We start from the raw sequence: 22,596 nt of genomic DNA, 5'->3' as shown, positions 1-22,596 counted from the left end.
GCTCTTCCGTGAATCTCGCTCGTTTCATTCCGTCCGTCCTTTCAAGGGCCGGACTCTAGCTCCGCGTGGAGGAAATTCTCAGGGGCACGTCAGTTGCTGCATTTGCCGCTGAACAGAGACAGCGTAGACTTGCCACGGCCAAAGGAGGCGATCTCAATGGAGCTTGGCCATGCGCGAGTCTGACCTGTTCAAGGAACCGAAGCGACCATGAAATGGCGGCCGCCTGATCGACGCGCCGCTCGCCATCATCGCGTTGACCCCGGCCTCAATGACCAGAGTGGAACAGCCCCCGCCGCCCGTGGCAATTGCCGATTTTTTCAACGGTATCGGCGCATTTCGGAAATTGGTGAGTTGGAACGGCAAACTCTCGCGTTCAGCGATGGACGAATGGGGTCCGGGTTCTGGTTCACGGGCTGACGGCCCACACTTTCTCCTGCAAGAGCGCGAGAAGGGCGAAGCTGGCCAGCCAGTGTTCGCCCATATAGTCGCCGGTGACATGCTCAAGCGCGACATCGAGATGGCGATCGGCCGCGTCGGCGGCGATCGCGCGAACCGGAGAGTCGCCAGGAAGGGCAGAGGCGATGCCGCGCCAGCACCAAGCCCGGCTGAGATTGAGTCCGTCCAGATGGGCGATTTTGCCGTCACTGCGGTCACTAACGCGGGCGGGCGACAGCAGGGTCGCCGGCTCATGCGCAGCGAGACCGGGCAGGAAGGCGCCGAACCAGCTCTGGAAGTCGTCCGACGGCAGGATGCGCCGCATTAAGTCCGCCACCATGAGGGCGGGGGACAGGAACTCATCCTGGGACGGTTCCCAGGCCTGGCAGTCGCGATCGTCGCCATGCCAGCGCAGGGCGACCTTGCGACAGAGAGAGGCCAGATCGACGTCGTGGGCGTCCGCGTAGTCCAGAGTGAGACGCAGGGCGAAAGCGGTATTTGGGTGCGTCCCGACCCGCACCGGATAGTCAGCCAGCGGCAGGAAGGCCTTGAACCGTTCGGCGAAAACGTGAGCCAGCGGTTGCAGGGTTTCAGACCATCGGCGGCCTTCGTCAGTGCCGTGGCGGGCCAGTTCAGCGCTCAGCATCAGCAGCCAGGCCCAGCCGTAGGGACGCTCAAACCCCCGCGCTTCCGGTCGCGCTAGATAGGCGGCCTCGCCGGCGACGTGTGCGGGCGTGAACAGGCTGTCGGCCTTGGCGCGGATGGCCTCGGCCTCCGGCATCTCGGGATGGAGCCGATACAGGGTGAACAGGGTCCACCAGCCGTGCACGCAGGAATGCCAGTCGAAGCTGCCGAAGAAGATCGGATGCAGCTCGCGAGGCGTCCGCGCATCCTGCGGCTCGGCGAGCACATGCTGGATGATGTTGGGATATTCGCGCGTCACATGGCCGAGGGCCGTGGAGGCGAAGCGCGAAGCGAGGGCGGCGTCGAGCGCCGGAGTAGCGTAAGCGGACATGATCAGAACCGGAAGGCGAGAACGTACATCAGCAGGATATTGGCCGCGAGCATGATGGCCGCTGTCGGCAGTTGGGCCCGGATGACGCCGTTCAGAGGCGCATTGCGGTCGGGCAGTTCGAGCAGGTTGGCCGGCACGACGTTGAAGTTGGCGGCCATCGGCGTCATCAGGGTTCCGCAGAAACCGGCCAGCATGCCGATGGCGCAGACGATGGCGGGATCTCCGCCGAACTGATGCACCACGATGGGCAGGCCGATGGCGGCGGTCATCACCGGGAAGGCGGCGAAGGCGTTGCCCATGATGATGGTGAACAGGGCCATGCCGGCGCAATAGGCGAAGACGGCGAGGAAGGCCGAGGTCATGGGGATGACCTGGGCCACCAGATCGCCGACCACCTGACCCACGTCGGCGGCGAGTAAGACGGCGCCCAGCGAGGCCAGCATCTGTGGCAGCAGCGCCGCCCAGCCGATGGAATCCATCAGTCGACGCCCCTCCTGCACCGGGGCCATGACCGGCGGTCGGAACCAGATCATGGCCACGACCAGCGCCACGACGCAGCCCAGGCCCAGAGAGACCAGGGTCGTCTGCACCGGCGAGATCAGCCAGGCCCCGGCCGGCGTGTATTTGGCCAAAAGAGTCCCGCCGACCGCGACCAGGGGCACCATCAGCGCCGGCACGAACAGGGCGTTCTTCCAGCGCGAGGCGCTGGCCTGACGTTGCTCGCCGGTCGTGGTGACGGGCTTGCCGAAGCCCAGCCTGCCCATTGCGCCGATGACGACCAGGGCGATGACCAGAAGGCCGTTGCCGAAGCCGCCCAGCCATGAGCCGAACAGCAGGGAGACGGCGATCAGGCCCCAGAACAGGGCGCTGCGGAACCGGGTCGGGTTCAACGGGTCGCGCAGGCTGAGGATCGAGAAGGCCGCGAACATCAGGCCTGTCGCGACATAGGCGTGTTCCAGCGTGATCATTGCCCGGCCGCCTCACCCTCGAGGACATCAGGCACGATTATGTCCTTCCGGACCTGACGGTCGAACATCAGCAGGCGTGAGCCGTGGACCAGCAAGGCGACGATGGCGGTGGGGATGGCCCACAGGGAGACGTGCAGGGCCTCGACCCGCACTCCGGCCTGTTCCAAGAAGCCGACGATCAGGACGATGGAGCCGATGGCGATGAAGATGTCCTCGCCGAAGAAAAGGCCGATGTTGTCGGTGCCGGCCGCCATGCTGCGGATGCGAAACCTGGCCCTGTTGGTCAGTGGGCCATGTTCGGTCTCGGCCGCGCCCTCGGCCATCGGCGCGATCAGGGGGCGCACCATCTGGGGATGGCCGCCCAGCGAGGTCAGGCCCAAGGCTGAGGTCGCCTGGCGCACGATCAGATAGATGAGCATCAGCCGGCCGGCCGTGGCCGCCTTGACCTGTGTCACAAGATCTCGCGCCCGCTCCTGAAGGCCGGCGTGCTCCAGCAGGCCGATGACCGGCAGAACCAGCCAGGTGATGTGGAAATAGCGGTTGTCGTTGAAGGCCTCGCCGAACCGGCTGATCGTAGCGACGGCCGCCGCCACAAGGGCGGGCGCATCCACGCCCGGCCCGACCGCCGCCAGCACTCCGGTCGTGATCGCCGCGACCAGAATGACCACCAGCGGATTGATGCGGGCGACGAAGCCCACGACCACGACCGCGATCCCGATAAGCACCAGCATGGTTCGCACCCCTTTGATGGCATGGTCGCGCGGTTCGCCCGGCTCAGGAAGCGTCTTTTGCGCCGAAGCCGCCGCCGCCGGGCGTTTCGATGACGAAGACGTCGCCGGGCGTCATCGCCGCCTCGGCCGTCGAGCCGAGGGGATCAATCGTTCCGTCCGCCCGTTCGATCCGGTTCACGCCCATCGCGCCCGGTTGGCCGCCGTCGGAGCCGAAAGGCGAAACGCGGCGACGATTGGACAGGATGGCGGCGGTCATGGGCTCCAGGAACCGCACCCGTCGCGCGGCGCCGTCGCCGCCCGTCCAGCGCCCCGCGCCGCCTGAGCCTCGACGGATCGAGAATTCTTCCAGCAGGACGGGGAAGCGGGTTTCCAGGACCTCGGGATCCGTCAGGCGGCTGTTGGTCATGTGGGTCTGGACCGCGCTGGTCCCGTCGAAGCCCGGCCCAGCGCCCGAGCCGCCGGCGATGGTCTCGTAATACTGGCGGGCGTCGTCGCCGAAGGTGAAGTTGTTCATCGTCCCCTGGCTGGCGGCCAGGACGCCCAAGGCGCCGTACAGCGTGTCCACCACCGCCTGGCTGGTCTCGACGTTGCCGGCGACGACGGCGGCGGGATAGCGAGGGTTCAGCATCGACCCCTCCGGCACGATCAGCTTGATCGGCTTCAGACAGCCTTCGTTCAGGGGAATGGCGTCGTCGACCAGGGTGCGGAAGACATAGAGGGTCGCCGCTCGCGTGATCGACAGGGGGGCGTTGAAGTTGGTCGGTCGCTGTTCGCTGGTTCCGTTGAAGTCGACGACGGCGCTGCGCTGAATCGGATCGACATCGATGCGGACCCGGATGACGGCCCCGTCGTCCATCTCATAGGCGAAGGCACCGGGTTTCAGGGCGGCGACGGCGCGGCGGACGGCCTCTTCGGCATTGTCCTGGATATGGCGCATGTAGGCGGCGACGACGGGACGACCGAACTCCTGCGTCATGCGGATCAGCTCGTCGGCGCCGCGCGTGCAGGAGGCGATCTGGGCCTTCAGGTCGGCCATGTTCTGATCGACGTTGCGCGACGGATGACGGCCCGAGGCGAACAGGGCGCGGGTCTCGGCGTCACGCAATCGCCCGGCATCCACCAGCAGGAAGTCGTCGATCAGCACGCCTTCGTCGTCCACCGTGCGCGACGAGGCGGGCATGGAGCCCGGCGTCGTGCCGCCCACGTCAGCATGGTGCCCGCGCGCCGCGACGAAGAAGGCCGGCGCATCGTCGGCCTCAAGGAACACCGGCATGATGACGGTGATGTCGGGCAAATGGGTGCCGCCGTTGTAGGGCGCGTTCAGCATATAGACGTCGCCCCGGTTCATCCGCCCGCCGCGAGACGCGATCACGGTGCGGATGCTCTCGCCCATCGATCCCAGGTGGACCGGGATGTGCGGGGCGTTGGCGATCAGGGCGCCGGTCGCGTCGAAGACGGCGCAGGAGAAGTCCAGACGCTCCTTGATGTTCACCGAATAGGCGGTGGCGCGAAGGGCCTCGCCCATCTGTTCCGCGCAGGCCATGAAGCGGCTGTTGAACACCTGCAGCATGATCGGATCGACATCCGTGCCGATGGCGACGCGGGCGGGCAGGGCAACGACCCGCTCCAGCAGCAGATTGGCCTGGGCGTCCACGGTCGCCCGCCAGCCCGGCTCGACCACGGTGGTGCCGGTGTCCTCCAGCAAGATGGCCGGTCCGTCCACATCGACGCCGGGCGTCAGGGCGTCGCGGCGATAGACGGGGGTCTGGCGGTCCTGACCGGCCATGCGAACGGTCAGTTCGGCGACGGTCTCAAGCGCGCCGGTGGCGAACGAGATAGAAGGGGCTGATGGCGTCTGGCCCGAATGGCCGACGGCCTCGACCTCGAGCGTCTCGACGACCAGGGCCTTGTCCTCGGCGAAGAAGCCGAAGCGGCGGCGGTGCAGGTCCTCGAAGGCCTGGGCCATCGCATCGGCAGGACCGAAAGGCACGACCAGGGGCGTGTCGGAACCAGCGAACTTGATCTCGGCGCGGGCGAGGGTGGAGACGTCGGCTGTGAAGCCCTGGGCTTCGAGATCGGCGCGTGCGGCAGTCGACAGTTGGGCGATCCGGTCGGCCAGGGCGGCGTCGCGTCCGGCGTCCAGCGGCGCGGCCTCGGTCGCCTGTCGGATGGCGCGCACCTCGGCCAGGCCCATGCCATAGGCCGACAGCACCCCCGCAAACGGATGCAGCAGCACCTTGGTCATGCCCAAGGCGTGGGCGACCAGACAGGCGTGTTGCCCGCCTGCGCCGCCGAAACAGTTCAGCACATAGCGGGTCACGTCATAGCCGCGCTGGATCGAGATCTTGCGGATCGCCTCGGCCATGTTCTGGACGGCGATGGTCACGAAACCCTCGGCCAGTTCGCCGGGCGTCGTCTGGCGTCCGGTCGCCGTCGAGACTTCGGCGGCCAAGGCCTCGAACCGGGTCCGAACCGCACCGACGTCCAGCGGTTGGTCCGCGTCAAGGCCGAAGACGGCGGGGAAGAAGTCAGGGCTCAGCTTGCCCAGCATGACGTTGCAGTCCGTCACCATCAGCGGTCCGCCGCGCCGATAGGCGGCCGGTCCCGGAACCGCGCCGGCCGATTCCGGCCCGACCCTCAGCCGTCCGCCCTCGAACCGGCAGATCGAACCGCCGCCCGCCGCGACGGTGTGGATGCTCAGCATCGGCGCCCGCAGCCTGACCCCGGCGACCACGGCGTCGGACGTGCGTTCGTACTCGCCGGCGAAGTGGGACACATCGGTCGAGGTGCCGCCCATGTCGAAGCCGATGGCCCGATCAAAGCCTGCCGCCCTGGCCGTCTCGGCCATGGCGACCACGCCGCCCGCCGGTCCCGACAGGATGGCGTCCTTGCCCCGGAAGGCGTCGGCGGCCGTCAGCCCGCCCGACGACTGCATGAACTGAAGCGGCGTGTCCGGCCCGAGGTCGGACCCGACCCGCTCCACATAGGCGCGCAGGATCGGCGACAGATAGGCGTCGGCTACGGTGGTGTCGCCTCGCCCGATCAGCTTGATCAGCGCCCCGATCTCATGACTGACCGACACCTGCTCGAACCCGACCTCGCGCGCGATCGCCGCCAGCCTTCGTTCGTGATCGGTGAACCGCCAGCCGTGGACCAGGACGATGGCGACGGCGCGCAATCCCGCCGCATGGGCCGCCGTCAGGTCGGCGCGCGCCCTGTCTTCATCCAGCGGCCGGTCGATCTGGCCGTCCGCCGTCACACGTTCGTCGATCTCGACCACACGGTCATACAGTTGGTCGTTCAGCACGATCTCGCGCACGAACAGCTCGGGGCGCGCCTGCCACCCGATCTGAAGGGCGTCGCCGAAGCCGGAGGTGATGGCCAAGAGCGTCGGTTCGCCCTTGCGCTCCAGCAGCGCATTGGTCGCCACCGTCGTGCCCATCCGTACGTCCCCGACCAGACCGGGCGGCAACGGGCCGCTCTGCACGCCGAGACTCCGCCGGATGCCCTCTACGGCCGCATCGGCATAGTGTTTCGGATTGACCGACAGAAGCTTGCGCGTCTGCAGCGTGCCGTCGGGGGCGCGGGCCACGACATCGGTGAAGGTGCCGCCCCGGTCGATCCAGAACTGCCAGAGCGCGTTCGATTTTATCATGGTCCGAACTTTAAGTCGGTGCTGTCAGCTAAACTAGCCCAGCCCATGGCGCGTGGGACTTGCGCGGATCCTGATGCTTGCCCCTGTCCTCACATCATCGTGTGCGCCGTTATGGCCGTCGGAGGTCAGAGCGTGATCAGATGCCGCCGAACATGGGGTGTCGCATTTGGAAAAACGGATGCTGGAACGGTCAGGACGGTCGTTTCACGAGGCTATCGCAGCCCGCGCTACGTTCGTCTGGATCCCCAAGATCGTCTCGATGTCGATTACTTGGCCCTAAGCCGGGGTCGCTTCTTGCCTACCCAAGAGCACCATCTATCGCACCCAAGCTTCCATCTAAACTCCGTCTGGCTTGGATTGCCTTCGGCTTAGCCGCGTCATCGACGGCGACCATGACGAACTCGGCCGTGGTCGAGCGTCGCCGTTCTCCTGTCAGGAGGCGTTCGGCCCAGAGCTGAACCTCGACCGAGAGGGAGCTGCGCCCGACCATCTTCACGCGCGAGACCAGTTCGACCATGTCGCCGCCGTCGATCGGGGCCTTGAAGTCGATGCGGTTGGTCGCGGCCATGACCATGACTTCGCGCGCATGGCGGGTCGCCGTGACGAAGGCGGCCTTGCCCATGAGCTTGAGCGCGTCGCCGCCGAACAGGGTGCCGTAGTGGTTGGTCGTGCCGGGAAAGACCATCTCTGCGGTCCTCAGCCAGCCATCGTCCACATCGCCTGCCTCATCGAGGGGCACCAAGGGATGGTCATCGCCGGCCGGCCTCAGGGCGACCATGTTGAAAGCTCCGCGCGTGCACAGGCGGCGCTCGCCGGTCAGCAAACTTTCGGCGTGCAGCTCGACCTCGACGCCCAGCGACGAACGCCCGATCCGAACGACGCGGCCAACCGCCTCGACCATCTCGCCGATCCGGGCCGGGGCCGCGAAATCGATGCGCTCGCATCCGGCCGTGACGACGGCCCGTCGCGCATGACGGCTTGCGGCCAGAAAGGCGACCTTGTCGAGGTGGGCCAGACCAACCCCGCCGAACAGGGTGCCGTGGTGATTGGCGTTGCCAGGGAACACCATGTCGATCAGGCGAACCCGCACGACTTGGCTCTTTCCGCGCCGTAATAGAGGTCGCGGGACAATTCCTCGCGGACGATGTCGGCCCCGGCGCTCAGGGCGCGCAGCTTGCCGTTGGCGACACGGCGCGACAGGGGCGCCATGCCGCAGTTGGTGGCCGGATAGAGTTTGTCGGCGTCCACGAACTGAAGCGCCTTGCGCAGGGTGTCGGCGACCTGTTCGGGCGTTTCGATCGTATCGGTCGCGACGTCGATGGCGCCGACCATCACCTTCTTGCCCCGGATCAGTTCGATCAAATCCATCGGCACGCGCGAGTTCTGGGCCTCGAGCGAAATGATGTCGATGCTGGATGTCTGTAGTTTGGGAAAGGCCTCTTCGTACTGCCGCCATTCCGAGCCGAGGGTCTTCTTCCAGTCCGTGTTGGCCTTGATGCCGTAGCCGTAACAGATGTGGACCGCCGTCTCGCACTTCAGGCCCTCTGCCGCCTTCTCCAGTGTTGCCACGCCCCAGTCGTTCACCTCGTCGAAGAAGACGTTGAAGGCGGGCTCGTCAAACTGGACGATATCGACGCCGGCGGCCTCCAGCTCGCGCGCCTCTTCGTGCAGTATCTTGGCGAACTCCCAGGCCAGTTTTTCGCGGCTGCCGTAATGGTCGTCATACAGGGTGTCGATCATCGTCATCGGCCCGGGCAAGGCCCATTTGATGGGCTGGTCGGTCTGGGCGCGCAGGAACCTGGCGTCATCGAGGAAGACCGATTTCGGCCGGCTGACGGCGCCCACGACGACCGGCACGCTGGCGTCATAGCGATTGCGGATTCGCATGGTCTTGCGGTTCTCGAAATCGACGCCGTCGAGGTGTTCGATGAAGGTCGTGACGAAATGCTGGCGGGTCTGTTCGCCGTCGCTGACGATGTCGATGCCGGCCCGGCGCTGATCGTCGAGCGACAGGCGAAGGGCGTCCTGCTTGGCCTCGATCAGTTCATCTCTTTCCAGCTTCCAGGGCGACCACAGCGTCTCTGGCTCGGCCAGCCAGACGGGCTTGGGCAGGCTGCCGGCGGTCGAGGTTGGGAGGAGGGTGTTCATGAGGGGAGGCTCTCGATTCTGAGACGGATCAGGCGGCGGCGAAGGCGGCCGACCATTGGTCGAGACGGGCGCGGTGCGGTTTGATGAACCGCTCCTCGACGAAACGGCCCTGTTCGACGGCCAGCCGGCTGCGCTCGTCGCGGTCGTAGACGATGCGGGTCAGCGAATAGTCCTGCGCCTTCAGACTGGGCTGGTACTGCTCGGTCGCCGGGGAGTTGGCGTTGTAGATCTCGGGCCGATAGATCTTCTGGAAGGTTTCCATCGTGGCGATGGTGCTGGCCAGTTCGAGGTCGGTGTAGTCGCCGGTCAGGTCGCCGATGTGATACAAGGCGAACGGCGCCACGCTGGCCGGGGGCATGAAGTAGCGGACCTTCATCCCCATCTTCGCGAAGTAGTCGTCGGTTGGGGAGAACTCGTCGTTCTCGTACTCGAGCCCCAGCACGGGGTGTTCGGCGCCTGTCCGGTGATAGGTCTTGTTGCTGGAGACGCTGAGGCAGATGACCGGCGGCTTGGCGAAGTTGTCGCGGTAGGCGCGCGACGCCAGAAAGTGCCGGAACAGCTTGCCGTGCAGATCGCCGAAATCGTCCGGCACGCCGCCCTTCGGATGCGCCTTCAGGTGTTCAGGCAGAACCACGCTGAAATCGTAGTCGCGGACATAGGAGGAGAAGTTGTTGCCCACGATCCCATCGATCCGCCGGTGCGTCTGCCTGTCGATGATCGTCGTCTGAAGGATTTCGATCAGGGGAAAGGCGTCGTCGCGCTCCGAGCAAAGGCTCATCTCGACCGAGACGATCTGAAGCTCCAGCGCATAGCGATCGCCCCTCGGATTGTCGTGGTGCGCCAGCGAGTTGAAGCGGTTGTCGATCATCCGCAGGGTGTTGCGCAGATTGTCCCGGCGGCTCTCGCCTCGCGCCAAGTTGGCGAAATTAGTCGTGATCCGCGTTTTCTCGGCGGGACGATAGTCTTCGTCGAGCGCAGTCCGCTTGATCCTGAAGGTGAAGTCGCTGCTCGCCATGGTCTCTGCCGTTGATGCTGTGGCGAGACAGCGGACAGGGACGCGCGAGCGCTCGCGCGCAGTCGTCCCGTCGCGGCGTTCATGCGGCCTGACCGGACACCCCGCCGGAGGACGTTATCTGTCGGGGCAGGTCTCCTGGCTCACGGGTCACGGCTTCCGGCCCGGCCTTCCCAACGTCCGAAGACGCCAGTGACACGAAATGGACCTTCGGCTCGCCGCTCACAGTTGCGGGGGCAGCGCCGGCATCACACCGGCTTCCCTCTTAGCTCCGCATCGCCCGGAGGCGACGCGCAGAACCTCGACCTATCCATGAGACGCGCACCAGACGCCGAAGTCAAGAAACACATAAGGATATCCTTATGGGTTCTGTCGGCTTCTACCATCGCTCCTGCTGTTCAGCTTTCCGGGGTCATGGCTCCACGAGCCCATCGAAGATTGAATAGCATCTCTTTGGATCCCGGTCTGCCACAGACGCCGCCGGGAAGTTTGTCGTCCGACAATGCTAAGGCTAAGCGAAGGCACGGGTGGAGCGCACGAGTTGCTAGCTTGTGCGCTAATAGCGATCACAAATCCTCGACGGTTTTGGAGGTGAGCCACCTCAATTCGAAGAGGTTCTGTCGAGTCCATAGATCGCGCTAGCTCAATCACTTAGAGGCTTGGACCCTCTGGGCGGCGCCCATCGGGCGCGCTGCGCGTTGTCCCGACGATGAAGCAGCCCTTCCGATACCCTACGACTCCAGACGGCCGTTACTTCGTGGTGCGAGGCCGGCTTTGGCGATGCGCCAATCCAGCGTTGTCGACTGCGGCGAGGGACGAACTGGTGCATGATCTGATGTCGGCGCGCCGGGCGGTGCGGACGGCCCTGGCGGCTGAGGATCCAGATGCTCTGGCCGCATCGCGGCGGAGCGTGGACAAGGCCAAGATGGGGCTGGGCGAGCGGGGGCCGGTTTGGTGGAGCGACGGCTCACCGGATCTCAATCGGCGCATGGTGCGCAACACCCCCTACGCGGATTGGTTCGCCAGTTTGTCCGAGACGCGCGAATGATGACAGCATTCCATCGTTTCGTTGCGGCTTAGGCCATGCGTTCGATACGGCCATGGCAGAAATAGCCGCCGCCCGGAAGGATCCCGCAAATCCGTTCTGAGGCGGTCCGTCGCGCTAGCAGCTGAAATGACAAGTTGGGGTACGAAAGCGGGCGCAACCCTCGGACGGCCTCGGGGTTGAGCCAGGATGAAATCGTCACCTGCCGACACCGATCTTTCCGCCACGGGCCTACAGGTCCTCGTTGGAGGGCCAGCGCCCGAGCAGGACGACGGCAAGCGTTGGAAAATGCCGGCGGCGGCCGTGGCGGCTGGACTTGCCGAGATGAAGACAAGGCGCTCGCAGGCCGTGGTGTTTATAGCCACCAGCGAACGCCGCGCCGATGAGATTGCGGCGGCGCTCTCGCCGATGGTGAAGGACGCCGAGGTGCTGGTTCTGCCGCCCTGGGACTGCCTGCCTTACGACCGCGCCGCGCCTTCGCGGGAAAGCATGGGGCGGCGGATGGCGGTCCTGGCCGCCCTGAACGAAGCCGGCGCAAGGCCTGTGTTCCTGGTCGCTTCGCCCGATGCGATCGTGCAGCGGACGCCGTCGCGCGAACGGATCAAGGCCCGCTTGTCGCTCGCGGCGGGCGAGGCGCTGGATCGCGAAGTCCTGGAGTCGTTTCTGACCGATACGGGCTATGCGGCGGATGAGCGGGTCGATGAACCTGGCGAGTACGCTCTGCTCGGCGCGGTGGTCGATGTCTTCCCGCCCGCGTCCGCCACGCCTTATCGCATCGCCCTGGACGAGGCGGACCGGATCATCGAGATCCACGCCTTCGATCCCGTGTCGCAGCGCCGGGGCGCCGAGATCGAGACGATCTGTCTGACCCCGGCGGCTGAGTGGAGCGACCGGTCGCTCGAGGATGATGAGGCCGATCATCAGGACAGGGGGCCATCGATCGATGCTGAGACCTCCACGACCCTGTTTGATTTCCTCGACAAGCCGATGATCCTGACCGACGTGGGCGTGGATGATCGGTTCGAACGCATTCGCGCGCATGTGGCCGAAGCCTATGACACGCGCCTGCGCTTCAGCGAGGGCGCGCGTCCTGCGAAACCCGACAGCCTCTATTTGACGGAAGAAGACCTTCGGCTGGCGTTGAAAGGCGCCAAACCCCTGAGCGTCGAAGGTTGGGCGCCGACGCCGGCGTTCGCATTGACGAAGTCGCCGGGACGGGCCCTGAAACAGTTCATTGCCGAGCGGCGCGAGGCGGGCGATCGCATTGTGCTGACCGGATTGCCTCATGAGCACAGGATCATTCTACGCCTGCTGCGTCGCCACGATATCGATACGCCCGTGACGCTCGAGAGCTGGAGCGCGATCGCGCCACTGCAGCCCGGGCAGATCGCGGTCGTAACCGCCGATCTGGACACAGGTTTCCGGCAATCGGCGACCGGTCTTGTCGTCCTGACGCCTTCGGACATCTTCGGCGGCCGGATCGCGCGTGCATCCGGCGACGCGAACAATGCGTTCGGAGAGACAGAACTGCGGTTGGACGATGTGGTCATCCATGAAGACCACGGTCTGGGCGTCCTGAAGGCGTTGGAGCGGGTCGAAGCCGATGGTGTCGAGCGCGACGTTCTGCGCATCGAGTATCATGGCGGAGGGACCATTCTCGCTCCGATCGAGGAGTTTGGCAAAATCTGGCGCTATGGCTCGGAGCCGGACGCCGTGTCGCTGGATCGGCTGAACACCCAAGGCTGGCTCAAGCGTCGCGCCAAGGTCAGCGCGCAGATTGACGAGGCCGCAGCCGCCCTGTCCGCCCGGGCCGAAGCGCGTGCAGCGCTGAGGACCGAGCCGATCACGGCGCCGCGTCAGGCGCTGGCCCGTTTCGCCGCCGGTTTCGCCTTCCCAGAAACGGCCGATCAGGCGCGCGCCATCGAGGCGGTCCTGTCGGACTTGGAATCCGGCAAGCCCATGAACCGGCTCGTCTGCGGCGATGTCGGTTTCGGCAAGACCGAGGTCGCCCTGCGCGCCGCGGCGGCCGTGGCCCTTGTCGGCAAACAGGTCATCGTCGTCGCCCCGACCACCGTCCTGGCGCGTCAGCATTTCGAGGTCTTCAAGAGACGGTTCAGGGACACGGATATTAAAATCGGCCACCTGTCGCGCGCCGCCGACGGCGCGGAGGCGCGGGCGGTCAAGGCAGGGCTGGCGGACGGCTCCATGCGCCTTGTTGTGGGTACGCAGGCCCTGGCGTCGGAGGGGTTGGCGTTTTCCGACCTTGGGCTTGTCATCATCGATGAGGAGCACCGCTTCGGCACCCAGATGAAATCTGCCTTGGCGGAGAAGGCGCCGCATCTCTTGTCGATGTCGGCCACCCCGATCCCAAGGACTCTGCAAAGCGCCATGGTCGGCATTCAGGACGTCAGCCTGATCGCCAGTCCGCCTGCGCGACGTCGGCCCATCCGAACCTTCATGACCCCGTTCGACGCCGGCGCGGTTCGCCTGTCGCTGATGCGCGAGAAGGCGCGGGGCGGCCAGAGTTTCGTGGTCGTGCCGCGGATCGAGGATATGGAACCCTTGGCGGAACGCTTGAAGACGCTGACGCCCGAGCTGTCGGTGGTCTCGGCGCACGGCGACATGTCCCCGTCCGCGATCGATGAGGTTATGAGCCGTTTCTCCGACGGCGAGGGGGACGTGCTTCTGGCGACGAACATCATCGAGACGGGCCTGGACGTGCCGCGCGCCAATACGATGTTGATCTGGCGGCCGGACCGGTTTGGCCTGGCGCAATTGCATCAGCTGCGCGGGCGTGTCGGCCGGGGGCGGCGACAGGGGTTCACCTATCTGCTTTCCGATCCTGAAACGCCGATGGCGGCGGCCACGGAAGCGCGCTTGCAGACGCTGGAGGCTCTGGACCGACTGGGGGCGGGCTTCGCGATCAGCGGGCGCGATCTGGACCTGCGCGGCGGCGGCGATCTGGTGGGCGAGGAACAGGCCGGACATGTCAGGCTGATCGGCTCGGCCCTGTATCAGGCCGTCCTGGCTCGGGCGCTCGCGGCTGCAAAAGGCGATCCCGATCCAGACCAGGCCTCTCCCAGCCTGAACGTCGGCGCGACGGGACATCTGCCGGCGGACTACATCCCCGACGAAACCGTGCGCATCAATCTGTACGCCCGGTTGGCGCGCGCTGCGACGGCGGAAGATGTCGATGCCCTGCGAGACGAAGCCGAAGATCGGTTCGGTCCTTTACCCGACCCGGCAGAGGACCTGTTCACCGGCCGTCGCCTGGCGGCGCTCGCCCGTGATGCCGGCGTCACGGAAATCGTGTCGGGACCGAAGGCGACGGCGTTGCGAATCGCGGTGGCGCGTCGGGCCGGCATGGAAGCCGCCTTCCCGTTGAGCCACGATCGACGCTGGTCGGAGGACCGCATGATCATCGACGCCGCCAACGATCAACCGCACGACGCAGTCTTCATCGAGAAGCTTTTGACCGAATTGGCGGCGGCTTGAGGGCAGGGGGTCGAGCCGGTTTCGGCGTCCGGGGTCTGTTTTGTTGGGAGCAATTCCGCCGGTGGCGCGCTGATCGACGACCGCCGACCGACAAGGACGGGGTTTCGCGCCTTCGCTTTTGAAAAAGCCCATGCATGCCCACAAACACCCGCCTCACTGTCGTCTTCCTTCATTCCTTGGGCTCAAGCCGCCACGATTGGGACGCGGTGATCGACCGGCTTCCCGATGAGGTGCAGGCGGTCGCGATCGATCTTCCAGGGTTCGGAGACAGGGCGGGGGAAGGCTATGGCGATGTCCAAGCCGTGCTCGAGGACCTGAGCCGTCGCCTGACCGATCTCGCTCTCGTGCGCTGGATCCTTGTCGGCCACAGCATGGGCGGCAAGTTTGCGACCTTGATCGCCGCACGGGCGCGTGACGGGGCGGCGGGTCTGAGTGGGTTGCTGGGCGTGGTGCTGGTCGCCGGATCGCCACCCTCGCCGGAGCCGATGGACGAGAGCAGGCGTGCGGATATGCTGACCTGGTTCGATGATCCGACAAGGATCGACGATCGGGGGCGCCAGTTCATCGACGCCAATACAGCCGTTGGTCTGCCGCAAGCCGCTTTCGATCAGGCGCTGGCCGATTTCACCCGATCCAGCCCCGAAGCTTGGCGCGGATGGCTGGCCAAAGGATCGCGCGAGGACTGGTCCGATCGGGCCGGCCTCCTGCCTTTCCCCGCCCTGATCATCGCCGGCGCGGAGGACGGCGATCTGGGCGAGGCGGCGCAGAGGCGGTTCAACGCCCCCCACTACCGCACATCTGATGTGGTGGTCGTGCCGGATGCGGCGCACCTGATCCCTCAAGAACAGCCGGACCGTCTCGCCGGCCTGGTTCTAGAATTCATCGAGAAGGTCGGTCCTTTTGCGCTGCCTCCACGCTTCGTCGGTCTAATCGGGTCCGATCGCGTGTCGGATCGCACCCGCCGCGCAATGCTGAACCGTCACTTCGGTCCGGCGCCAGCTGACGGCGGCGTCCTGAACCCGACCCACCGCGCCGTGCTGTCGGCGATGATCGCGCGCATTCTGCCTGATGCCGGCGATCCGGATGATCTGATGCGGCGTCTGGATGTGGGGCTCGCCAGCGGACAGAGCGACGGGTGGCGGTTCGCCGTTCTTCCTTCGGACGCCGAGGCCTGGCGACGCGGGCTGGACGAGATCGCCGCCATGGCGCCGGAGTTCGCTACTCTGACACCTGAGCGCCAGGACGACATCCTAAGTGCCATTTCACAGGGCGATTGGGCCGAGCCAAGCGGGCTTTCGGCGCACGCCATGAGGCTGTGGTTCCAGGACGTCGTCTCCGAGGTCGCGCGCCTGTGGATGTCGCTGCCGGCCACCTGGGCCCAGATTGGTTACGACGGTTTCGCCACGGGTGGCGAAGGACAATTCCAAGGCTACGACCAGACAGCGGCAAACCGCACCGAACCCTGGCGTCTGCCGATGGAGGGCGTGGCTTGAGCGCGCCCGCAAGGATGGCCGGTGAAACCGATGTCGTCATCATCGGCAGCGGCGCCGGCGGGGCTCCGATCGCGGCCAGGCTGGCGAAGGCCGGGCTGTCGGTCACGGTGCTGGAGGCGGGGCGGGCTTTCGATCCGGCGGAGCATACGCCCGACGAAACGACGGCAGACCTTTATTGGATGGAGGAGCGCCTCAGCGGAGGGCGCGACCCGACTGCCTTTGGGGCCAACAACTCCGGCCAGGGCGTCGGCGGCTCGCTGCTGCACTGGGGCGCCTTCTGCCCGCGACCCGATCCCCGTGATCTGACGTTGGCTTCGGAGACGGGTCGCGGGCGGGACTGGCCGTTCGGCTGGGACGAACTGAAATCCTATGTTGAGACCGTAGAGACGGTTATCGGGGTCTCAGGCCCGGCCGACTATCCGTGGGGCGGGCGGCGGTTCGCCTATCCGCCTGTCCAACGCAACGCCCCGGCGGACGCCATGGCCCGTGGCGCAAAGGCCGTCGGGCTGACCGTCACGGATGCGCCGGCGGCCGTGCTGTCCCGCGATCGCGAGGCGGGGGCGACGCCCTACCGCATGGCCTGCGTCAACTGCGGCGCCTGCCACCAGGGATGCCGGACCGGCGCCAAGGGCGGCGCGGACAACAGCTTTCTGCCGATGGCCGCAGCCAATGGCGCCAAGATCATCGCCAACGCGCGGGCGATCGGCGTCGAGCGTGACGCCGGTGGACGGATCAAGTGCGTGATCTACCGTCGCGACGGGCAGGATCATAGGCTGAACTGTCGGGCGCTGTTCCTTTGCGCGGGCGGCGTCGAGACGCCGCGCCTGCTGCTGAACTGGGGATTGGGCAATGCCGGCGGCGAGGTCGGCCGCAACTTCATGACCCATGTGGCGACCCAGGTCTGGGGCCGGTTCGACGCCGACATGTCGATGAACCGCGGCTACCCGTCTTCGCTGATCAGCGAAGAAATGGTGCGTCCGTCGGACGCGAACTTCGTCGGCGGCTATCTGATCCAAAGCCTTGGCGTCATGCCGGTCACCCTGGCGGGCGGGTTCGCGCGCGGCGCGGGCCTGTGGGGCGCGCCGCTGGTCGATACGCTGCGGAACTATCGCCGGCTTGCCGGGATCGGCATCAATGGAGAGTGCCTGCCGAACGACGACAACCGCCTGACCCTGTCCGATGAGGTCGACGCTGTCGGGCTGCGCAAGGCGCGGATCGACTTCAGCTATGGCGAAAACGAGCGGCGTCTGGACGCCCACGCCCGGCGCGTCATGACGGACATTTGGACCGCCGCCGGCGCCGAGGACATCTTCGCGGTGGCCCGTTCGGCGCACACCATCGGCGGCTGCCGGATGGGAGACAAGTCGGACGGGGCGGTGGTCGACGCCGACGGGTGCAGCGTCGAGATCGACAATCTCTACGTCTGCGACAACTCCGTCTTCCCCAGTGCGCTTTCGGCCAATCCGGCCTTGACCCTCATGGCCGTCGCCCTGCGCACAGCCGATCGCTTCCTCGAACGTCAACGAACAGGAGATTTGTGATGGACCTCGGGATCAAGGGGCGGATCGCCCTCATTTCCGGCGCCGATTCCGGCATGGGCAAGGAGACGGCGCGGCTGCTGCTGGAAGCCGGCGTACGGGTCGCCTTGACCGACAAGCCGGACGGCACGCTGGATGAAGCCGTGCAGGAGCTCTCCGCCTTAGGCGAATGCATCGGCGTGACCGGCGACGTGACCAAGGCCGACGATGTCGAACGCCTGTGGGCGGAGGTCCGAGACCGCATGGGCGATCCGGACATCTATGTGAACGCAGCGGGGGTGACCGGCGCGACCGGCGACTTCCTGGATGTCGATGACGCCGGTTGGCTGGAGACGCTGGACATCAATCTGATGGGCGCGGTGCGGATGTGCCGCCAGGCCATTCCGGCCATGCGGCGTTCGGGCTGGGGCCGTATCGTCCTGTTCGCGTCGGAGGATGCGGTCCAGCCCTATGTCGACGAACTGGCCTATTGCGCCTCGAAGGCCGGCATTCTCAGCCTGGCGAAGGGTCTGTCCAAAGCCTACGGCTGCGACAATGTGCTGGTGAACACGGTCTCGCCCGCCTTCATCGCCACCCCGATGACCGACGCCATGATGAAGAAGCGCGCCGAGGAACGCGGCGAAACCTTCGAGGAGGCGATCAAGAGCTTCCTGAAGGAAGAACGCCCCGGCATGACCCTGGATCGCAGGGGCAAGCCGGAGGAGGTGGCCGCAGCCGTCGCCTTCCTGTGTTCGGAGCGCGCCAGCTTCATCAACGGCGCAGGCATCCGAGTGGATTCCGGCTCGGTCGCCACCATCGCCGGCTAGTCGTAGGGCCGAGAAAGAGAGACCGGCGGCGGGACGATCCCGCCGCCGGTTTTGTCTTGTCAGGCGACGCCCATGCCGCCGGTGACGCCGAAGACTTCGCCGGTGATGTAGCTGCCTTCCTGCGAGGCCAGCAGAACATAGACCGGGGCGATCTCGACAGGCTGGCCCGGACGACCCAGCGGCACCTGTTCGCCGAACTTCATCACGGCGTCCTGCGGCTGTCCGCCGGACGACTGCAGGGGCGTCCAGAAGGGACCGGGCGCCACGACATTGGCGCGTACGCCCTTTTCGATCAGCTGCTTGGACAGGGCCTTGGTGTAGGCGACGATCCCGGCCTTGGTGGTGGCGTAGTCCAGCAGGATGGCCGAAGGCTCATAGGCCTGGATCGAGGCGGTGGTGATGACCGAGGCGCCCGCCGGCAGATGCGGGACGGCCGCCTGGGCGATCCAGTGCATGGCGTAGAGGTTGGTCTTCAAGGTCTTGTCGAAGTCTTCCGACGTCACCTGCGAGATGTCCTCACGATACTGTTGGCGGCCGGCGTTGATGACCAGAATGTCCAGTCCGCCCAGCTCCGACACGGCCTGTTCAACCATTTGTCGGCACCAGTCTTCATCGGTGATGTCGCCGGGCAGGTCGATAGCCTTGCGGCCTTCAGCCTCGATCAGGGCGATGACTTCGGCGGCGTCCTTGCGCTCGGACGGCAGATAGGAGAGGGCCACATCGGCGCCTTCCCGGGCATAGGCGATGGCGGCCGCGCGGCCGATGCCGCTGTCCGCGCCGGTGATCAGGGCCTTGCGTCCTTTCAGCTTGCCGGAACCCTGATAGCTGTCCTCGCCATGATCGGGCTTGGGGTCCATCTCGCGCGCTTCGCCGGGCACCGGCTGCGGTTGGCGTGGGAAGGGCGGCTTTGGATATTGCTCGCGCGGATCCTGAAGGGTCAGGCGATCAGTCATGGAACGTCTCCGTTTCGGGCTGGGGGAAAGGGGTCTGCGCCTTGCCGACGGCGGTCAGGGCCGTCAGATGCGCGAGGTGGCTGAGCCCCTGCGGCATGTTGCCGAGGTAGGCCCCGGTGTCCGGGTCGATCATCTCGGTCAGCATGCCCCAGCGGCCGCTGAGGGCTTCGCGCAGACCGTCGATGCGGGCGCGCGCCTTGTCCGGTTCGCCGAGCGTCGCCCAGGCTTCGGCGATCCAGAAGGAACAGGCGATGAAGCACCCTTCCTCGGCCTGCATGCCGGTGTAGCGATAATGGAAGACGCCGGCGCCGAGATGGCGATCCAGCGCCTCAAGGGTTGCGCGCAACCGATCTTCGCCGTCGAAACGGAAGCGCACGGCAAGGGCCAGGGCGGCGTCCAGCTTGTCGCTGCCCGGATACATGACGAAGGCCTGAAGGCTGTCGGACCAGCAATGCGTCTCGACCCAGTCGAAAATCCGGTCGCGCTCGCGCCGCCAGCGATCCCGGCATGTCGTCGGCAGTTGTCCGGCGTCCGCCAGTTCGACCGCACGGGCCAGGGCCTGCCAGCAGCTGATCTTGGACATGGTGTAGTGCTGCTGATCCTCCAGCTCCCACATGCCCGCGTCCGGTTGTCGCCAGGCGTCGGCGCACTGGTCCGCCAGTTCCGACAACTGCTGGGCGCTGGCGCTGTCGAGAATGTTGCCGCAGCCGACGAAGCGCGAGGCGGTCTCGAAAATGTCGCCGAACACGCCGTGCTGCGCCTGGTCGGCGGCACGGTTTCCGGTGACCACAGGACGCGAGCCTTTATAGCCCGGCATGTCCCAGTGTGTTTCCGGCGGCACGAGTGCGCCGTCTAGGCTGTAGCAGACCTTGGCGCCATGGCGCTTCAGCTGCATCAGCAGCCAACTGAAGGCGGCCTTGGCCTCGGCCTGGGCGCCGGCCGCCAGGAAGGCTTCGATCGTATAGCCGGCGTCGCGCAGCCAGGCGTAGCGATAGTCCCAGTTCTTGTCGCCGCCCAGACGCTCGGGCAGGGACGTTGTGGCCGCTTCGGCGATGGCGCCCGACGGAGAGTAGAGCAGCAACTTCAACGCCAGGGCGCTGCGAATGAAGTCGTCGCGATACAGGCCGGGACAGTTCAGACGCGCCGCCCAGTCCCGCCATTCCTGATCCGACAGGTCGATGCGGGCGTCGATCTCTTCGATGGACGGCACGACGAGCGGCTCATCCCGCCCGGCGACGATGGCCACTGTGCGACGCTCGCCTGCGCCGACAACGATGGTTCCGACAATGCCCTCGTCGGACCATTCGCAGGAGATGCGCGGATCGTGGACGAACAGGCCGAGGACCCGCTCGACATGGAAGACCGTGTGTTCGCCGATTTTGGAATGATACGGATTGGCCGTATCGCCCCGACGCCCCAAACGCATGTCCAGGGCGAAGGTCACTTCGCCCTCGAGGCCATCGATACGGCGGGCCAGCTCGCACCAGGGCAGGCGGCCGGCCGTGCCGCTGTTCAGGCTTTCGGTCAGGCGCGCACGGCCAGTGGCGGTGGTGAACTCGGTCTCCAGCACATTGCTGTCGGGGCGATAGCGGCGGGTCGCCGTGAAGGCCTCGGTCGGCGTGATCGAAAACCGGCCGCCCTCCGGATCCAGCAGGCGGTCGAAAAGCGGCGGCGCATCGATCGCCGGCACGCACCACCAGTCGATGCCGCCATCCAGCGCTGAAAGCGCCACCGTCCGGCCTTCGCCCAGAACGCCGTAGTCTTCGAGGGCGACGTAACCGTCGGGACGGAGCGTCTGTGACGAGCGCGCCGGATGGGGCGTGAAGGCCGTCTCTATCATCGTTTGGACGATCCGATCGCAAAGCCCGCCGTCACCGCAAGGCCGGCTAGGACACCGACCGCCGCGACCTTGATCGCCGCGATCTGGCGGCTGGACACGAAACCGATCCACGGTCTGACGACCCGTTCGGTGTCCGGACCGTCGATCGCCGCCGGACCGTCTTCGGGTTGATCGAGATTGCCGAGACGCGGCATTTGCAGTTCGCCCTGCTGCGCTGTGATCATCCTGGCGGCCTGCCGATCCGCCAGCGCCGGCAAGAACTGTTGCGCCAGCGCCATCAGCCATGTCGTGCGACCCACGAAGATCTTGCGGCTGGGCCGCTGCACGGCCGACCAGACGGCGTCTGCACATAAGCGGGGATCGAATAGGGGATCTGGAATGACCTGCGCCCGGTCGGTCCGGTTGCGTGACCACAAAGGCTGGGGCGTGTTGACGGCCGGCAGATAGACGGTGGTCAAGGTGACGCTGGAGGCTGCGGCGATCAGTTCGGCCCGAATGGCCTCGGTGAACCCGTCGACGGCCGCCTTGGCGCCGCAATAGGCCGCCTGCAGCGGGGCGGGGCGCAGCGCCAGTCCCGAGGAAATTTGGATCACCGCCCCTTTGTCCACCGGCCGCATTACCCGAAGCGCCGCGCGCGTTCCGTAGACCTGAGACAGATAGGTCGTCTCGACGACGCGGCGGTAGTCGGCGTCGGTCAGATCCTCATCGCGGCCGATGACCGTGGACATGGCGTTGTTGACCCAGACATCGATGCCGCCGAAAGCGTTCACGACATCGCGGCCAACCTGCTCGACGAACTCCGGATCGGACACATCGCCCGCCATGCCGATCACGCGATCACCCGACCGTTTCAACTGGTCAACGGCGTTGAAAAGCCGTTCAGCCTGTCTGGCGATCACCACGACCTGCCATCCGGCCCGGGCGAACCGGTCGGCGATGGCAAGACCGATGCCGGCGCTGGCGCCTGTGACGACGATGACCGGCATGGCGATCCTTCTGATTTCGAATGTGGAATGACGATCGCGGTTGCGGCCGAAGGGGAGGAGGCTCTGACAACGACACGTCCGGAGGAAGGTTGCCGTCTTTCCGGCGACCGGCGCTTAAGTCGCTCGTCAGCATTTTGATGCTGGCGCAATTCTTCGCCCATAGAGATGGACGGGCACGAGCATGCGGGAGGGCGGCAAACACAGTGCAATGTCATTCGCCGTCGAGCGGTGCGGTGCTGCTGGACCGAGCGGCTAAGCTTCGGATAGTTTCTCTCTGCTGAAGGCGGGGTGAAACGATGCGTGCAGCTTGGATCGGTGCGGTTGCTTTGGGCATTTTGGCCGGATCAGCGCCGAACGCCCTTGCGGCGGTCTCCCAAGTTTAGGCCGCGCCCCAAGAGGCGGCCCAGGGCGACGCTACAGTCGCTCTGACCTATGCGGCCGCTCAACGACGTGTTCGCTCCAATTCCAGTCTCGGT

Annotated in this window: 15 protein-coding genes and 1 riboswitch; of the genes, 5 read left to right on the top strand and 10 right to left on the bottom strand. The window is 66.1% G+C overall.

What is annotated here, in order from left to right:
- Nucleotides 1-406: 406 nt before the first annotated feature.
- From HF680_RS15840 to HF680_RS15150, 7 genes are all read right to left on the bottom strand, one after another.
- Nucleotides 407-1,450 (bottom strand): DUF2891 domain-containing protein, encoded by a 1,044-nt coding sequence (locus HF680_RS15840; protein ID WP_205196327.1) that lies wholly within the window; start codon nucleotides 1,448-1,450, stop codon nucleotides 407-409.
- Nucleotides 1,451-1,452: 2 nt separating this feature from the next.
- The gene (locus HF680_RS15835; protein ID WP_205196326.1) at nucleotides 1,453-2,418 is read right to left on the bottom strand and encodes a DUF979 domain-containing protein; all 966 of its coding nucleotides are present in this window, start codon (nucleotides 2,416-2,418) and stop codon (nucleotides 1,453-1,455) included.
- Nucleotides 2,415-3,149: a DUF969 domain-containing protein gene (locus HF680_RS15170; protein ID WP_185225641.1), complete on the bottom strand. Its 735-nt coding sequence runs from the start codon at nucleotides 3,147-3,149 to the stop codon at nucleotides 2,415-2,417. Before HF680_RS15170 ends, HF680_RS15835 begins: the two co-directional genes overlap by 4 nt.
- A gap of 43 nt (nucleotides 3,150-3,192) precedes the next feature.
- Nucleotides 3,193-6,804 carry a hydantoinase B/oxoprolinase family protein gene (locus HF680_RS15165; RefSeq protein ID WP_185225640.1) on the bottom strand — a complete coding sequence of 1,204 codons (3,612 nt, stop codon included), beginning with the start codon at nucleotides 6,802-6,804 and terminating at the stop codon, nucleotides 3,193-3,195.
- Between the two features lie 298 nt (nucleotides 6,805-7,102).
- Nucleotides 7,103-7,894 (bottom strand): acyl-CoA thioesterase, encoded by a 792-nt coding sequence (locus tag HF680_RS15160; protein ID WP_317134087.1) that lies wholly within the window; start codon nucleotides 7,892-7,894, stop codon nucleotides 7,103-7,105.
- Nucleotides 7,879-8,952, bottom strand: coding sequence for a methionine synthase (locus HF680_RS15155; protein ID WP_185225639.1), 1,074 nt, complete (start codon nucleotides 8,950-8,952; stop codon nucleotides 7,879-7,881). Before HF680_RS15155 ends, HF680_RS15160 begins: the two co-directional genes overlap by 16 nt.
- Nucleotides 8,953-8,980: 28 nt before the next feature.
- Entirely contained in the window at nucleotides 8,981-9,967 is a 987-nt protein-coding gene (locus HF680_RS15150; protein WP_185225638.1) for a DUF1852 domain-containing protein, read from the bottom strand.
- Nucleotides 9,968-10,075: 108 nt separating this feature from the next.
- Nucleotides 10,076-10,283: riboswitch (cobalamin riboswitch) on the bottom strand.
- Nucleotides 10,284-10,787: 504 nt separating this feature from the next.
- Here HF680_RS15150 and HF680_RS15145 point away from each other — a divergent pair.
- The 5 genes from HF680_RS15145 (at nucleotide 10,788) to HF680_RS15125 (ending at nucleotide 18,341) form a co-directional block, all read left to right on the top strand.
- Nucleotides 10,788-11,012, top strand: coding sequence for a hypothetical protein (locus tag HF680_RS15145; protein WP_231576708.1), 225 nt, complete (start codon nucleotides 10,788-10,790; stop codon nucleotides 11,010-11,012).
- A 186-nt stretch (nucleotides 11,013-11,198) separates the two neighbouring features.
- Complete coding sequence (locus tag HF680_RS15140; protein WP_185225636.1) at nucleotides 11,199-14,504, top strand: DEAD/DEAH box helicase; 3,306 nt, start codon at nucleotides 11,199-11,201, stop codon at nucleotides 14,502-14,504.
- A 134-nt stretch (nucleotides 14,505-14,638) separates the two neighbouring features.
- The gene (locus HF680_RS15135) at nucleotides 14,639-15,997 is read left to right on the top strand and encodes an alpha/beta hydrolase (RefSeq protein WP_185225635.1); all 1,359 of its coding nucleotides are present in this window, start codon (nucleotides 14,639-14,641) and stop codon (nucleotides 15,995-15,997) included.
- Entirely contained in the window at nucleotides 15,994-17,538 is a 1,545-nt protein-coding gene (locus tag HF680_RS15130) for a GMC family oxidoreductase (RefSeq protein WP_205196325.1), read from the top strand. Before HF680_RS15135 ends, HF680_RS15130 begins: the two co-directional genes overlap by 4 nt.
- A complete protein-coding gene (locus tag HF680_RS15125) occupies nucleotides 17,538-18,341 on the top strand; it encodes an SDR family NAD(P)-dependent oxidoreductase (protein WP_066624466.1) in 804 nt (267 codons plus the stop codon). Before HF680_RS15130 ends, HF680_RS15125 begins: the two co-directional genes overlap by 1 nt.
- A 59-nt stretch (nucleotides 18,342-18,400) precedes the next feature.
- On the opposite strand, the gene HF680_RS15120 is transcribed toward HF680_RS15125, so the two are convergent.
- From HF680_RS15120 to HF680_RS15110, 3 genes are read right to left on the bottom strand one after another with little or no spacing between them, the layout of a single operon-like run.
- On the bottom strand, nucleotides 18,401-19,294 hold the full coding sequence (locus tag HF680_RS15120) for an SDR family oxidoreductase (RefSeq protein WP_045811967.1): 894 nt from the start codon (nucleotides 19,292-19,294) through the stop codon (nucleotides 18,401-18,403).
- Nucleotides 19,287-21,134, bottom strand: a complete 1,848-nt coding sequence (locus tag HF680_RS15115) for a glycoside hydrolase family 15 protein (RefSeq protein ID WP_185225634.1) — start codon at nucleotides 21,132-21,134, stop codon at nucleotides 19,287-19,289. The genes HF680_RS15120 and HF680_RS15115 overlap by 8 nt, the downstream gene beginning before the upstream one ends.
- On the bottom strand, nucleotides 21,131-22,120 hold the full coding sequence (locus HF680_RS15110) for an SDR family oxidoreductase (protein ID WP_185225633.1): 990 nt from the start codon (nucleotides 22,118-22,120) through the stop codon (nucleotides 21,131-21,133). The genes HF680_RS15115 and HF680_RS15110 overlap by 4 nt, the downstream gene beginning before the upstream one ends.
- Between the last annotated feature and the right edge of the window lie 476 nt (nucleotides 22,121-22,596).

This window comes from Brevundimonas huaxiensis (genome assembly GCF_014218725.1).
GTDB lineage: Bacteria > Pseudomonadota > Alphaproteobacteria > Caulobacterales > Caulobacteraceae > Brevundimonas > Brevundimonas huaxiensis.
This window is presented reverse-complemented; position numbering and strand designations above follow the sequence as displayed.